Consider the following 14,167-nt stretch of genomic DNA (forward strand, 5'->3'; position numbering starts at 1 on the left):
TTCATGTCGGCTTTCCAACATAGAGCAGAGATTCATCGCTCGACCCATTGGCATCCAGCACGACAGAATGGCCGAAAGCAGACTGGCAGTATTGGAGAAGGCCGGTGCAAGAAGCGGGCACGCTGCCGCTATCCTAGACGGGCGCAAACTCGATCGTGACGCTGCCGGGCGTGCACAAAGTCAGGCGCCGTCCGCGACCTGGCTCGGCGTCCGCACACACCGTGCCGCAATTCCGGACTGATCAGACGAGCCGATGGCCGGGGACGGCCTGTGTTGGATGAGGCCGCGCCCCTCGATGCTCTGATGGCGGGCTGCTCTGAAATCGCAAGGGACGTGAACGCGGCGGCGAAATGATATTGTCGCCGTCGTGGCGGCGACCAGAACTTAGCTAGGGATCGATCCAGCCGTCGAGCTGCGGGTCTGGCTGATTCATCGCTTGTTCAATAGCCTCGCGCTCGGCAAATATTGCTGCGCGCCGCTCGCGAAGCAGGGTGACGAGCTCGGCCGTGTCGACCGTTGCGTGCTCGAGCCACCTGAGCAGGCGATCGCAGGTGCCGAACAGCAGCGGCGGGCGCTCATGGACCAAGAATGCCAGCACCTTGACAGCGTTGTCCTGCATCTCGCGGGCGTCGACATCGTGGGGCGGATCGAAGACGATCTTGGCCATCTCCAAGGGCCGAAAATCGTTCTGGAGTCGGTCCAGCATGCCGTGGAGATCGCCATCGTCGCTCAGCCAATCTCTCAGATCGTAAATGTCGTCGAGAATCGCGGGCGACGCCTCGGCCATCCGGTCGAGCCACAGTTCATATTCGTCCGAGTCGGCGGCGAGGCGGAGCAGCGTTGCCCAGGCCTCCGGCATGAAATTGCCGGTGCACCTCACCTTGAGCCTTAGCATAACGCCCAGCGTGCGTTCAGCGTTCGTCGCGCCAAGGGCACCGACGATGCGCGCCACACGCTTGCCGTCGCCGTTATAAGTGATGTGATCCCACGCGAGCTCGAATAGCGGGTGGTCAGGCCGGCACGCGATGATCTCCACAACCGGTTCCCAGACGGCCTCGCCGCTGTGATGCGTGCCGAGCCACCACAAGGGCTGAGGCTGACCGCAGTAGACATGGATCGCAGCCTCAATCAGTGAGGGCGGCGCCATGTCGATCAATCGCGTGGGCGGCTGTGAAAGGTCGATGCCCTCGGGGAGCAGCGTCACGACGACCGCGTCGGGGACCTCCGAGCGCGTCAAGGTGACGGCCTGAAGCCAGCGATCATCCGAGCGGCCGCTTTTCAGGCGCTCAAATACCGCGGCGCGTTCGTCGTCACGCAGCAGCGACCAGTGGTCGATGAGGTCGGCTATGAAGGTGATCTTTGCGCCGGTTCCCGTGAAGTCGAGCAAGCGCGTGACCAGGGTTTCACGGCGTTCCGGCTCCGCCGCTGTCGCCTGCAGCAGGATCTCCGCGACACCGAGCGAGAACTCGCTCGGCAAGCGCCCGGCACGCTCGTTGCGCTCCAGCCAGTCGATCCAACCGTCGCAGAGAGCGACGAGCGATGTCGGCGACAGCGCGCCCAGGGCGCTGCGTGCGACGGCAAACAGTCTGGCGTCGATGAACGCGGCGTTGTGCGGCAGGGCCGCCATTACGATGGGCATGAGCCGCTCGAAGATCGGCCAGGGCGGGTGCTCGCCGGTATGTTCTTCGCGATCGAAGACGACGAGAAAGTCGAGCATCGCGGCCGCGGCTGCGACGTTGTGTGCGAGAGTCGCGAGACCGTCGAGGTGCCGCGCCCGCCGATCGGCTGTGCTGGCTTCCCAGCCCAGTACGGTGCCCTTCAGCGCGGCGAGCGCGCCGCTTGGATGATCGTCGGCGAAGATTCGGTCGAGGATCTCGTCGTCACCTGTTCGTGGTCGGCTCAACCAGAGTTTTGTCGCCTCGGCCCGCAACGCCGCCTCGTCGTAGCTAAGCAGGCGCCCAGCCATTGTGAGGGTCATGGCCTCGGGAGAGGCGGCCAGGAAGCGCAGGACGGCGGCGGCGCGCTCGGGGCCGACCAAGCCCTCGGGCGCGTCGAGTAGGGCCAGTTCGGCCGCGACCTCGCGGCGGTGGACGATCCGGAAGGCGCGTTCGAAATAGTCGGTCCCAAGCTGCTCGCCATAGGGAAGATGCGCCTCGCCGTCGCTCCATTCGACGTCGTCGAGCGTCACCGACGTGACCGAACTAATCCATCTCGGCAGCTCTCGCTGGGTTTCGGCGGGTAGGTCGGACAGACGGTTGACAAGGAAGCCGAAGCAGAGATCGCGCGTCGCTGGGAAGAACGAGCGCAGCCCCTCGGTGGCCTGCTCAACGAGGGACGCACGCGCGGTCGGACGCGCTTGGAGGCGGTCGAAGATCCAGTCGAGATTGCGCGCGGTGGCGCGCGAAGTGTGCGGCGACAGGCAGAACAGCCCGCGTTGTAACGCGTGACCGATGGCTTGTGCGGCGTGATGGGTAGGCGCCTCAAGCAGCGTCTCGGCCGCGGCGCGGTAGAAGGGATGCGCGAAGCCGACGGTCGGCTTTGCGTCGATTGTGACGAGCCGTCGGCGTTCGAGGTCGTCGAGGCCCGTCTGGTCGGCGACGGCGAGCTTGGGAGGCTCATCATAGGCGGGAGCGGTCGCGGGTAGGATCGGCGGGCCGCCGATCGCAATTATCGTGCCCAGTGCCGTGCGCTTGCCTGGCAGGCCCGCGCCGCCGCTGCCGCGCACATAAGCCAGGTCGGAAAGCTTGATCGGCTCGCGCGGCGCGGTCGCCACCGCCAGGCTGACCGCGAGGTCTTCCAGCCCGTCGGCAGCGAGCATCTGGCCGAGTTGGGCGGCGTCTTCACGGGCCAAGCGAGTGATATCGGCGATCGACGCTGCCAGGCGGAGGCGATCGGCGTTGGCGGCAAGGTGCTCGAGACAGCCGGGCTCCAGCACCAATTCGCCGGTCACGAGCGCGTCGGTCACGCGCGCGGCAAGCGCGTCGTCAATCGCGAAGGTCGCCACCAGCGCTTGCCAAAGGCTGGCCAGAAACGCCGCTTCGAGGTCGCCGATGTCGCGCCAGCGCCGTTGCGCCGTGATGGTCTGGGCGAGCGATGCTGTTCGGCTGGTCGCGAGCAGCGGTTCGAGCCCTTGCGCGACGAGGAGCTTGCGCTGCGGGCGGGTGCGGTCGATCAGCTTGGAGAGACGCGCCAGCGATCGGGTCGCCTGCGCCTCGACTTGCGAACCCCCGAGGGGGTCATCAAGAAGCGCGAGCCGCGGCGCTGCTCCCGGTTCGAGCAGGAAGCGCTCCGCCGATTCCACGTCGACGAATTCCTGCACGTCGTAGCCGTGCGGGGTGAATTCCGCCGCGACATAGCGGGCCGTGTAGCTCTTGCCGACCCTGGGCGTCCCGGACAACAAGAGGACGTTGTCCCGCGAGAGAGCGTCGACGAGAGCGGCTTCGTCGCCCCTCGCAAGATAATCGGTCGGGCAGATTGACGGTGGTGAGGCCCGCGCGAGGATGCTCCGCAGCAGGGGGAAGGCGTCCGTCTTATTCGTCTTGGCCTCGCCGATTGCGGCGCGTAGCTCGAGCAGGACCGCCGCTGTGCGGTCACTGGGGATCCCGTGGTCGCGCCTGAGGCGCTCCGCGCAACGCGTCTCTAGCCCGTCCTCGTCCGTCTGGTCGAAGATAAGGGTTCGACGGAGGGCCTCACGGATGGCTGCGAGGTCTGCCGATGCGGCGAACGCCGCGTTGTGCGCTTGTCGTTTGGCGTAAAGCGCGCCGCCGTCGCTGCCCGCCACTTCTGCGATGGCGAAGGCGGCGAGCAGCTCTGCGGCGTCTGTGGCTTTGATGCGCGACACGGTGTGCTGCTCGCCATGCCAGGTGCTTGAACCGCGATAGACCGCGCTCGCATCATCGGCGCGGCCGGTCATCACGAGGAGGACGAGACGATCAGAATTGCTGATCACACGCTCGAGGAGCGTCGGCGCAGTGCGCCGCGGCGGTGCATGGGCGAGGCATGCGGCGACGTCGGCGAGCGCAACCGTGCCCGCTGCGCCTTTCACCTGGATCTCGCAGTGGACCGGCCGGCCATAAGCGGTGAACCTCAGTTCGGCGTCCTCGCCGCCGTCAGGCTCGACAAGCAGTGTGGCATCGTCGTGCCCGCAGAACCGCAGCATGATCTCGATGCAGACCAGGTCTTGAAACGCGAATTTCTGCGGTGCGGTGATCGCTATCGACATGGAGTCGCTATCCGGCCGACTTCGTGGCGCGCTCGAACTGACCGTATGCGGGAATCGGCAGTTCAATGCACCCAACGAGATCGGCTAGAACTCTCCAATCAGATCGGGTTGCATGGATAGGCGTTTCTGATCTCAGCATTGAAGAATTGTCCGATAGAAGAGGCTTCCACCAGCCGCTCGTACATGAACTGAGGGACGTTGTAATATTCGTACACCTTGCCGGTAGCGACGAACTCCACCTCAAGTGTCTCCGAACCTGGGTCATAGCCCACCGAAGCCAAACTCGACGAGCTTACTGGCTGTCGTTCCATTCATTCCTCCGTCCATCGTGGGTTCTGTGATCGCCACGCAGCCGTGACGTTCACGTAATTCTCGTTGCCGCGTTCCTTACTCCAGTTGTGTGCAACGCGCGGATCCTCGCTAGTAGGCCGCTTGCCTTCCTCGGGAAGCGTAATCCTGCATCGCACAGGCAGCTTTGCAGCCTCGCCGGTGATTACAGCTTCGCCCGTACGAAGCACAGGCAAGCTGTCCACGATGCCGCTCAGGCTGTCAGGCAGGGCGGCCTGAACCTTGCTGCGGTCCGACGAGTTGGAGAGGCGCAGCGAGAAGAACGTACCGCACTGGGAGAGAATGGTCTCGTCGATCTCGGACGGGCGTTGGCTCACGATCATCGCGCCGAGGCCGAACTTGCGGCCCTCCTTAACAATGCGCTGGACGGCATCCCGCGCAAGGTTGGCGTCGTCCCGGCCTAGGTAGCGATGTGCCTCCTCCATAACTACGAGTAGGGGGCGTGCCCGCCCGCCCTCAGGCATCTCGCGGCTCCAGAAGAGGGCCTCGTAGATGATGTTCAGGATGCCTCCAATCAGTCGCATAAGGGTCGAGCTTGGCACGCCCGACAAATCCAGCACCGTGATCGGTCTGTCGTGCCCGAGCCAGCTCTCGAGCAGTTGGGGCAGGTCGTTCTGCGGAGCCCCGTCGAGGCTCGGTTCCCAAGGCCCAGGGTGGAGCATGAAGTCGTACTGTCGATCCAGTAGCCGTGACCGGAACTGTTCGAGCTGTCGCCGGATTGACAGCACGTTTGTCTTGTTTGCGAACGGCGGCGTATTGCCTTGACCAGGCAGTGGATAGGTAGGCGCCGTAAGTGTTTCGGCATCGCCCGGAGCGGTCTGAGCCGAGTTCTGCTGAGTGTTCTCCATCCACGTCTTGATTTCTGGGTCGATCAGGTGGAACCAAAGCGATTTCAGGCTAAATGGTAGAGGGCTGTCGGCGGTCAGCGAGTTGGCATCGACACCAGGATAGTTCATCTGGGCCGAGACTGCTGTTTTTGCTCTAAGAATGCGGTCCTGAATCGCCGTTAGTGCCTTCTCCTCGGTCTTGCCGAGCAGGAAGGTCAGCAGGTCATCGAGATTGAGTGCCCAATAGGGAACGTAGAGGCGCTCCTCATTCTCTAGCGGGTTAACGCGAAAGACTTTGGCGACCTCGCCAAGCGCGCGGCCGTACTCGCCGTGGATGTCCATCAGCAGCACCCGCGCGTTCGAAAAACCCGAGTGGTCACCCTGGCCGACCGAAAGTGAGCGTAGCAGGCTTGTGACCGTTGTCGACTTGCCAGCGCCTGTCGACCCCAACACCGCGGAGTGGCGGGTCACGAGCTTGTCCAGATCGACACGGACGGGGATGCTCTCAGCTCCCGACAATCTGCCGATGGTCACCTGACCCGTGTCGGCAGTGCCGTAGATGCGGGCGAGATCCTCCTCGACTACGAGGTGCACCTGGTCGTTGATTGCGGGATACTGGCTGATCCCGCGCTCGAATGTCGCCTCCAAAACCTCGCCAACGAGTTGCACCTTAATCCAGCGGTCCCCTCTGGCTCCGCTGTCGACCAGTGTCTCAGGCGTGGCCGTAGCACCGACATCAGAGATGATACCGTACAGGTCGTGATAGCCCTGCGGGATACGGACGAAACTGCCGACCTGGCCGATGCGGTAACTGCGGCCGCCAATTATAGCGATACCTGAGGCGGTTCCCTCGAACTGTCGCACGTTAATTGTCGCGCCTGCAACGGCTCCTACGTGGCCGAGAAGAGTTGGTGCACTCATCACGCCACCGTGGAGACGGGCGCGGCCGCCGCAGGGGGTGCGGCCGGTGTAACGAAGACCTGTGTGGAACGTGATGCGGAGAAGAATCGCGCGAACGGCTCGATCGCTCCGAGCGTGAACTCATGCGGGCCGCCCCCTAGCGGTTCCGACCAGTACGAGGACCGGATTGGTCCCCAGTCCTTTGAGGGTAGCTCCGAAGGAACACGCCACGGGCCCTCTGAACCATTCACCAACGCCGCGTCGCGCGCATAGACGCTGAAGTTGGGCAGTCGGCGACCGAGCTCTCTAGCGCAGGTCTCGTTGGCAAGCTTCTGGAACTGGAACGCAAACACGCTCGCGGATGGGTTTGCCGCGAGCCCCTCATCGATTCGCGCCGAGATATGAGCGTCGGCGAACGAGAATCCGATCGAGATCAGCAGCGTGTCCGGCGTGGCGAGGAAGGCGCGCAGCCTGTCGAGGAGAGCTGCGTAAGGTGCCTTTTGGGTCTGCTCATACTTGAGGTGCTCGGGGAAAACGAGGTGCCGCGCGTTGTCCTTCCCGGAGCGGATCACCTCGTCCTTGCTGTTAGAGCACCACCCCAGCGACCCGTGCAGCTTCCAGAGACGCGTCCATCTTGCAGGGAGGTCGTTGTTGGAGACCGTGACCGGGTCGAAGAAGGGCTCACGACCGCCCGTGAAGCCGTCGAAGTACGGCGCGCGCACGCGCTCGAACGCTTCCTCGAGCAGCAGATCGTAGTTCGTCGTGAAGATCTCAATAGGATTATCACGACCGGCGCCGGTGATCCATGTCACGATGTCGCTGTAGGCGGAGCCGCTCGCCGGCAATGTTACTGTGACGACCTTCCCGATCTCCTCGCACACGCGCTCGCCAAACTGTGCATATCCCGGTCCGTCCAACTCATGGATCTTGGCCGGCCCTATCACCTTCGCAAGCGACCTAATCCTGGACAGGAGAGACTCGATGTCGTTTTTGGGCGCGAGCTCCTTCATCAGCTCTGCGATCTGCTTCCCAAAATCTTTCTCGAGTTCATCAAGGACAAGTTTGGTCAAACCGGCGACTGCCGGGATCAGGGGATAGGTTCCATCCGCTTTCTTCATTCCTGCCGAAGCGCCGGCGCCCAGCAGTAGTCCGATCCTCTTCCGGCCTCCGGCGATAATCGTGCGGAGTGCCGTCATGTATTGATCTGGATTGTGTACGATCTCGCTTGGCATAGTACCTCATAACGACTACGGCACTTTCTTACTCTCAACGATAAATTGATTCTTTCAAAAATCACACCACACCATACTGAACGAGCACAATTTACTCAGATTGTGGTCGACCAGCAATTTCTGAAATGCCTGAAGGCAGAGAGACAGCCCGCTTGAAGGCCAGCGCTAGGAGTGATTATCGCGTCCGCTAAAGCAATAAGAGCGCTAAAAGCAGCCGGTCAACTTGCGGCCCCAAAGCGGACTTTCTCGCTCGCAAAGACGTATCGGCAGGTAGGCCAGTCCAGAACGACTATCAGACTCTCTTTGGGAACTAGAGGCTTGTTAGAGTGCTCAGCAGTCGAGAACGACGTCCGAGGGTTTGAAATCCTCCCCAATCCCACCGCATTCGAAGGGCACATCTATTCGCACCGCTGCAAGCACCTCGGGTTTCAGGAATAGACGCGAGAGCCAAAAGTATTGAAGGATGCTACCGACCTGCCACCGCCGTAGGCGATATGGAGCCATTGCTTCCTCTATCCGGGGGAAGGCGATCTTCTCGGGGGCATCGTTATCCCAATTATGTACGATGAATGCTTCGGCCGCTTCCACGGCGGCTGATGGAATGGCGTAGACTGCCTCAAACGGATCTGGTCGCCGCAGCTTTTCCAGCTCTGAACGATTCCGCGTTGGCGCCATCCTCTCCTGATAGGCGTAAGCGAGAGCCTTGTGGATGTTTTCCGACCCGTTGCTGAACGCTTGGAGCATCGTGGTGCGCCGCTGCTCATATGTTGCCATCAGCAGGTTATGCTCGGCTTCATTCCTGTCAGCGGGCGTCACAGAGGCGTGGGAAATCACGGCTTCGGCATTATTTGCGCCCATCGCTGGCATGAGATAGGTGCTGGCGTACTCGCTGTATCCGTTTCGGTAGTAGAAGAGAGAAGCCAGCAGACTGATTTTCATCCTCGCATCTGCACCATAGCGGTGAGCCATTTCTGCTAGACTGTCGATGCGGGTTTGGGGCAGTTGTAGGTTGGCCAGCAACCGATAAGGCTCATCCCGGTATTCCGGACGGCTGACTCTCAGCTCGCCGAACCGGTCGCCCGGCCAGATTGTAAACTCAACCTCGCTGAAGGTCTGGTTGATCGTCTCGTCTTTGTCCCCGCCCGGCGTGCCCTTGGCGAAGTTCGACCACATGATGTTGTCATCAACGATCTTTCCCTTGCCCCTGATGTAGTGCCCGTCGTTCAAAATCGGCGTAATGCGTTCCGCCTGCGCCGCCTTGATGTCTTCCATCCCATGGTGCGACAGGGGAAACTCTGGAAGATCGTCATAGCCACGGTCGTTGGCTCGCAGCATGTATGTGAGTTCAAATTCGGTGACCTCAATCAAGAAACTTACCCAGTCTTTCTTGAAGTGGGGTTCCTTCTCGGAAGTGCCCCCACCTGAGATGAACCCGGCGGATACCCAGCGCCATTCAATATCACTCATGAAATCCCCCTGTTCACTCCAGTAACTCGAACCGATCGGCAACATTCTGACGCCTGAATTCAGATAGAATACCAGTCTCTCTCGGATGGATAATTTCCAACGTCCTGCAACATAGTGACGGTCGCGTCAGCCAGTGAGGTTATATGATGGTGGGCTTCGATCAATCCTTTCAGATCGATATCCATTGCTTCGAATGGATCGCCTCCAAGAGCCGTCGGGTAGCGAAATACTTCCCCGGTAGGATCGACCTTATTGATATGAACTATGACCTTGCGGACATGTATCGACCACTCGTCATCGCCCTCAATCATACCCTTTTCCAAGAGGAAGTCATTCAGCCGGTCATAGAGCACGATGAGGCTGTGACCGTCAGTCTTCAACGGTGCGTTCGCAAAAAAGGTGCACTCATTCAAGGCATGCTTAAGTGCAAGCTCCATGCTGTGACGCGCGAGCTGCATCAGTGGGATGAGGAGGTATTCCTGCGAAGGATAGCGCCGGCAGTAATCCTCCGCCATGATCTCGAAGGCACGATCGAAGGCGAAGGCGTAGTAGCCCCAGGACTGGCCATAGGCACCGGGATTTTTCCGTGGCGTCAGGAACCGCCGCATCTTCGGCGGCAGCTCCATACCCAGATTCTCGTCTAGGATCGCGTTGAAATCTATCGGCATGTTCCGCCCATATTGTTCCCGGAATAATGATGTTGCAGCCCTCGAAACTAAGTAACTACTTCTGATACAACGGTCGAGAAGCTGGACTCGCCTGATGATTGATGAAGATCTGAACGATACACAGATGTGCGGCGGCATGAGTGTTGTGGCAGTCGGTGCAATCACACGCAGCAGACGAAAATGATGGGGCCAGCCGATGCCTTCCATTCTCAATGTCCGCTATTGGCGCTTCTTGCCATCAATGTGGTAGCGGCATTTCTCGAAAGCCCAATCGAGCTTGGTCAATGTGCGAGGAAAACACCGCTTACCCTTGAGCATTCACGATCTGCGCTGAATAGATGCTGGACCGTCTCTGTTGTGCGGCCAGTACCGCAGCGATATCGCCATCCTTCGTGTGCGCGACAATGGCGGGTCCATCGTTGATAGAGAACGCGATCGGAGTAACTGGCGAATTCTCTCCGGCCCCAGCACCATGGCGCTCCGAAATCTTCTCAGCCGCCTTCGCGACCTCTCCCGCGATGCCGCCAAGCCATGTTCCGAAAGAGTCCATCGAATGACGGAATGCATCGCGGGCCTGCTGGAGCTCCTGCTCCCGCTGGAGCCTCGACTTAACCTTCTGGAGCTGGTCGATAGCGGCTTAGACTTCGTTCAGGTCGTGGAGCGACCTCATATCAATGGAAATCATTAAATTCCTCCCGTGTTCCCAGGAGGATTATTGTCGGTGGGAGCGCGATCTCAAATCCCCGGCGGATTGGCGGCTTCTTCTCGGGCAAGAAGCTCATCGACGCCTTCGAGTGCATCGTCCCATTCGCGACGCTTGCGCTCCCAGACCAGAGCCGCTTCCTGTTGCCCCGCGTCGTCGGCGACAGGGTTCTCAAGCTTTTCGAACACATCGAACTGCGGCGTCGGCATAAGAGCTCCTCGATAACCGCCGATCCATAGGATCTGGGACGAGACGTACTCCGTGATCAGAGCGAGGTCTCGAATGGCGGCGGCGACGGTGCCGTTGGCGATGGCAACGCTCTTGACAGCTTCGCGATCGAAAGGTGCTCCGGCATGCGCCAGATAGGCGTGGCTCCATTCCGCTATCCTAGCCGCTCCGCTAGAAAGCAACAGTTGTTCAAGTCCTGACAAGGTCGCCTTCGGGATCGTGTCACTACGGCTCCTGTTAGGGTGATGGTGGCCGGATACCCTGTCGAACTTCCTGTGAAGTCGCTCGGATGTCGACCAAGCCCGAGGCCCGGTGGTGTGTCCCCATCTGACGCCCGGCGTCATCTCCGCCCATTCTCTTGCCTCCACCGCCTCATGATCGAAGGGGAGACCGTCGAAGCAGACGATGTTCTCACGAGTGAGAAGTTCTCTGTTAGATCTCACGTCAACGACCAGACGGTACAGCGAAATGCGGTTTCGTCCCTTGTCCATAAGCCGGCGGATCGCAAGCACCTGCTGCGCAACGTGCCCGCCGATCAGCGACTCGGCTATCAAACTGGTGTTCAGTGGTCCTTCTGGATTGTCCTTCGCGAGCTGTCCGATCGTCGCGAACTGCACATCGCGCCAGATCAGCTCCTGAACCGTCCTCCAGATCGCATGGTCAGGATCGTCGTCAAGCCAGTCCTTCCACTGCCGCCGCTTTTCGCGGAACGTGCGCAGCTTCACCTTGTCTTGGACATCGCAATCGTCGACGGAGTATGTGTAGTCGCTATCCACCATCGCGCAACAATAGCCGAGGCCCACAGGGAGGCAACATGTCCGAGAATACCGTCCTTACAATGTCGTCATGGCGCGACGTCCACGAAATCATCGTCAAGACGAAGGAAGGGCGATCGTGCTCGATCCTCATTCACGACGACGGCGGTGGTGCGTTCGACACGGACATCTTGATCTCCGGCCTGGTAGGTTCGGCTCGGCCCGCGATGTCCTACGGCCTGAAAAGTACCACTCCCACATCAACACCGAAGGAGCACTTCAATGACTCCTTGCTGTTGATCACCGCCCATCTGAAGCAGTATGCGCCCACCGACGAGATGGCCGATTTCTGGAACCCTTGCAACACACCCTTTGTGTCGCAACTCGAGCAGAACGAGGTGCTGGCCGCGCTGGGCATCGGGCAGGTCGTCCGTGTGAACTGAACCACAAAGCATGATGTCACTATGGCGGGGCACTGCTGGTGGACCAAAATCTGGTTCGGATAGTCCTAGTTTTGGACTAGGGCTGCCAGCCACAGTGCCGGGCACCCCAGAGGTTGTGTTGGAGAACCTCCCGCTTCGTCTCCGGAGACATCGTCATGATGTCGGACGGCGACGGTCTAATGGGGCGTGTTCCGGAACAGCCGTCAGCCGTCGTGACGCACCCAGCGAGACAGCTCGCGGTCAAAAGCAGCGTTGTCCATCTGGCGAACTTTGTCATCGATCGTCTCCCGATCCTTCTGCGCGGCGATGTCGTCCGCAATTCGCTTCGATCGTTCGGCCGCGGCGCCGTCTGCGTGGATCTTCCAGTAGACGGCCGCGGCGACCGCCGCGAACCACATCCACTTGGCGACGGTCTTGCCGATGGTCGTGGAGAACCAGGTGAGGACGGCCGTCAGCATGATTTACCCCTTGCAGACCCACGTCTATCCGCCCTCGACGACCTCTTCGCCTGGCTGAAACTTCTTCCTGCCAAACCGCCAGCCTTCACCCGTCCGCTCGTAGGCGGCGTACCCGAACGTCACGAGAATGGCGGCCGCGCCGGCGAGCGTTGATGTCGTCCGGCGAAAGCTTGGTGTCGGCGAGCACCATGGTTGCGCCGATCGTGATCAGCGTCTTGATGAGATCGGAGAACCTCGGGTTCATGCTGTTGCTCCTTCTGAAGCGATGGCGGCATAGGCGTCGGCGCGAGCCTTCTCCTGCCGCGAACGGTGAATGAGGTAGAACGCGAGGCCGACAAAGCCGACAGCGACAAGGATGAGGACGGCGGATTCGAGCGCCGTGATGTTCGACCAGTCCACTTGATAGGCTGAACCACCAGCGCCCGCACCGGACACCTTCGAGGTCGTTGCGGCAGACTTTGCGTTCTTCGATGCCACATCGGACTCGATGTCGAACGCGACATTCTGGGATGCGGCAGAGGTTCCGCGCTTCTCCATCGCCATTTTCACGCTCTTGGCCTCGACTCTTGCGATACGGGAGAGCCAGCCCCTGCCAAACACCTTGAAGGTTACGAGGCCGGAGACGAACGACGTCCTGGCCGACGCGCAGTGCCTTCTGCAGCCATTTCGAGCCACGAGACACGCCCGGTTCACCGCCGCGTCGAAGGTTGCGTAGTCGATGCCTGCGGGCAGTTCATTGTAGCGGGTCTGGTAGATCTCGGCGACCTCGGCCTCCGTGATCAGCTTGACGGATCTCTTGGGCAGTCCCCTCGATGCACGGTACTCGTCATAGACGGCCTGCGTCACGCCGAAGTTCGTTTCTCGGCCGGATCCTTGGGATGGTTTACGTAGCCACATTCCGAAATCTTCAGGTCCGCGATAGCAAGCGGGTATGTCCAGGCGACCGTCGTCGGCTCCTTGTTGAATCCAGACTTTGTCGGGGATGGAGATGAAAGCGAGAAGCGCCGGTTGGTCTGCGCTGGGCAGCTTCGGCTGTAACGTTTCTGCTATTTCGTTACAGCGCAGCGGCGACCCGACTACGATGCCTCCGGCAGTTCCATGTACTGATTGCCGGACCGCGTCTGGCGATCGGCGCAGGCGCGGTGGCATCCGTCCGGATGCAAGATGAGCAAGGCCCGTGCGCCGTAGGAATACAGCACGGTGTGGGCTTCCGTGGTCGGGCCGACATTAAAGCCGCGGTTCAGTTTTCCGGAAACCCCGCCGCGGTAGACGCCTCCCGCGATCTGCGGAGTGTGACTGTGCTCTGCCGTGATCCTGTACCCATCTTGCGCATGCTTGTCGTCGAAGAGGAACTGCCGTTCGTGCCCTGGTAACCGTGAAGGCCGTTCTCGATGCCGGCCACGACGAAGGAGCCTCCGACAGGCAGGTACCGGAGGGCATCGGGAGAAGTGGCAGCGGCTTTAAGGACCGCCCCAGCATCAGCGTTTCTCAGGAATGCCTCAAACTCATACGATACTCACCGCTGACCCGACCGTCTGAATCCTTCCGGACGGCATCCGAAGGGCTTGCTGAAGCGTTGATCTCGACCGCTGCCTCGATCAGGCGCCTGACAGCGGACGACAGTTTTCTGTCTTCCGCTGAGCCGCTCGAAAGCAGTGCCACGGCGCGCGACACCCGCGGGTCCTCAACAACAACACCGCTGTGCGCTACGCTCTCGTGCCGAACGTAGTCCGCCTCGATGATGATGCCGCCGGTCAATGCGACGACTGCCTTTCCGTCTTCCAGGAGGATGTCCTCAATCTGCATTGGTAGTCTCCTTCTCTCGGCTCTCCGGCCGCTGGTTGCCGTTCCGGCGGGGAACGGGGGTATGCCGCCCGATGTCCCCCGTTCTATAACGGGAGACGCCGTGAGGCATG

At 60.8% G+C, this 14,167-nt stretch carries 12 protein-coding genes; 1 reads left to right on the top strand and 11 read right to left on the bottom strand.

What is annotated here, in order from left to right; genetic code table 11:
- Nucleotides 1–388: 388 nt before the first annotated feature.
- From BJF92_RS20055 to BJF92_RS20090, 7 genes are all read right to left on the bottom strand, one after another.
- A complete protein-coding gene (locus BJF92_RS20055) occupies nucleotides 389–4,222 on the bottom strand; it encodes an nSTAND3 domain-containing NTPase (RefSeq protein ID WP_075636523.1) in 3,834 nt (1,277 codons plus the stop codon).
- Between the two features lie 98 nt (nucleotides 4,223–4,320).
- A complete protein-coding gene (locus BJF92_RS20060; RefSeq protein ID WP_037093944.1) occupies nucleotides 4,321–4,533 on the bottom strand; it encodes a KTSC domain-containing protein in 213 nt (70 codons plus the stop codon).
- Nucleotides 4,534–6,261 carry an ATP-binding protein gene (locus BJF92_RS20065; RefSeq protein WP_210187604.1) on the bottom strand — a complete coding sequence of 576 codons (1,728 nt, stop codon included), beginning with the start codon at nucleotides 6,259–6,261 and terminating at the stop codon, nucleotides 4,534–4,536. It abuts the gene before it with no gap.
- A gap of 56 nt (nucleotides 6,262–6,317) precedes the next feature.
- Nucleotides 6,318–7,493, bottom strand: a complete 1,176-nt coding sequence (locus BJF92_RS20070; protein ID WP_198931572.1) for an SIR2 family NAD-dependent protein deacylase — start codon at nucleotides 7,491–7,493, stop codon at nucleotides 6,318–6,320.
- Between the two features lie 366 nt (nucleotides 7,494–7,859).
- Complete coding sequence (locus BJF92_RS20075; RefSeq protein WP_143524116.1) at nucleotides 7,860–8,996, bottom strand: hypothetical protein; 1,137 nt, start codon at nucleotides 8,994–8,996, stop codon at nucleotides 7,860–7,862.
- A 59-nt stretch (nucleotides 8,997–9,055) separates the two neighbouring features.
- Nucleotides 9,056–9,871 carry a hypothetical protein gene (locus tag BJF92_RS20080; RefSeq protein ID WP_143524117.1) on the bottom strand — a complete coding sequence of 272 codons (816 nt, stop codon included), beginning with the start codon at nucleotides 9,869–9,871 and terminating at the stop codon, nucleotides 9,056–9,058.
- A gap of 528 nt (nucleotides 9,872–10,399) precedes the next feature.
- On the bottom strand, nucleotides 10,400–11,374 hold the full coding sequence (locus tag BJF92_RS20090) for a hypothetical protein (RefSeq protein ID WP_143524118.1): 975 nt from the start codon (nucleotides 11,372–11,374) through the stop codon (nucleotides 10,400–10,402).
- 35 nt (nucleotides 11,375–11,409) lie between these two features.
- On the opposite strand from BJF92_RS20090, the gene BJF92_RS20095 reads away from it, so the two are divergent.
- Complete coding sequence (locus tag BJF92_RS20095) at nucleotides 11,410–11,793, top strand: hypothetical protein (protein ID WP_075636526.1); 384 nt, start codon at nucleotides 11,410–11,412, stop codon at nucleotides 11,791–11,793.
- Between the two features lie 203 nt (nucleotides 11,794–11,996).
- Here the strand turns inward: BJF92_RS20095 and BJF92_RS20100 are convergent, their stop codons facing one another.
- The 4 genes from BJF92_RS20100 to BJF92_RS20110 form a co-directional block, all read right to left on the bottom strand.
- A complete protein-coding gene (locus tag BJF92_RS20100; RefSeq protein WP_075636527.1) occupies nucleotides 11,997–12,251 on the bottom strand; it encodes a hypothetical protein in 255 nt (84 codons plus the stop codon).
- Between the two features lie 85 nt (nucleotides 12,252–12,336).
- A complete protein-coding gene (locus tag BJF92_RS25655; RefSeq protein WP_158032255.1) occupies nucleotides 12,337–12,495 on the bottom strand; it encodes a hypothetical protein in 159 nt (52 codons plus the stop codon).
- Nucleotides 12,492–13,400 carry a glycosyl hydrolase 108 family protein gene (locus BJF92_RS20105; RefSeq protein ID WP_078058286.1) on the bottom strand — a complete coding sequence of 303 codons (909 nt, stop codon included), beginning with the start codon at nucleotides 13,398–13,400 and terminating at the stop codon, nucleotides 12,492–12,494. Before BJF92_RS20105 ends, BJF92_RS25655 begins: the two co-directional genes overlap by 4 nt.
- A gap of 339 nt (nucleotides 13,401–13,739) precedes the next feature.
- Nucleotides 13,740–14,057: a hypothetical protein gene (locus BJF92_RS20110; RefSeq protein ID WP_075636529.1), complete on the bottom strand. Its 318-nt coding sequence runs from the start codon at nucleotides 14,055–14,057 to the stop codon at nucleotides 13,740–13,742.
- Nucleotides 14,058–14,167: the final 110 nt, after the last annotated feature.

The organism is Xaviernesmea rhizosphaerae (genome assembly GCF_001938945.1).
GTDB classification, from domain to species: domain Bacteria; phylum Pseudomonadota; class Alphaproteobacteria; order Rhizobiales; family Rhizobiaceae; genus Xaviernesmea; species Xaviernesmea rhizosphaerae.

Coding starts and splice junctions, on each gene's coding strand:
- BJF92_RS20110 (WP_075636529.1), bottom strand. CDS start 14,057: ATGCAGATTGAGGACATCCTCCTGGAAGACGGAAAGGCAGTCGTCGCA.
- BJF92_RS20105 (WP_078058286.1), bottom strand. CDS start 13,400: ATGCCACCGCGCCTGCGCCGATCGCCAGACGCGGTCCGGCAATCAGTA.
- BJF92_RS20055 (WP_075636523.1), bottom strand. CDS start 4,222: ATGTCGATAGCGATCACCGCACCGCAGAAATTCGCGTTTCAAGACCTG.
- BJF92_RS20075 (WP_143524116.1), bottom strand. CDS start 8,996: ATGAGTGATATTGAATGGCGCTGGGTATCCGCCGGGTTCATCTCAGGT.
- BJF92_RS20070 (WP_198931572.1), bottom strand. CDS start 7,493: ATGACGGCACTCCGCACGATTATCGCCGGAGGCCGGAAGAGGATCGGA.
- BJF92_RS20100 (WP_075636527.1), bottom strand. CDS start 12,251: ATGCTGACGGCCGTCCTCACCTGGTTCTCCACGACCATCGGCAAGACC.
- BJF92_RS20060 (WP_037093944.1), bottom strand. CDS start 4,533: ATGGAACGACAGCCAGTAAGCTCGTCGAGTTTGGCTTCGGTGGGCTAT.
- BJF92_RS20095 (WP_075636526.1), top strand. CDS start 11,410: ATGTCCGAGAATACCGTCCTTACAATGTCGTCATGGCGCGACGTCCAC.
- BJF92_RS20080 (WP_143524117.1), bottom strand. CDS start 9,871: ATGGAAGGCATCGGCTGGCCCCATCATTTTCGTCTGCTGCGTGTGATT.
- BJF92_RS25655 (WP_158032255.1), bottom strand. CDS start 12,495: ATGAACCCGAGGTTCTCCGATCTCATCAAGACGCTGATCACGATCGGC.
- BJF92_RS20090 (WP_143524118.1), bottom strand. CDS start 11,374: ATGGTGGATAGCGACTACACATACTCCGTCGACGATTGCGATGTCCAA.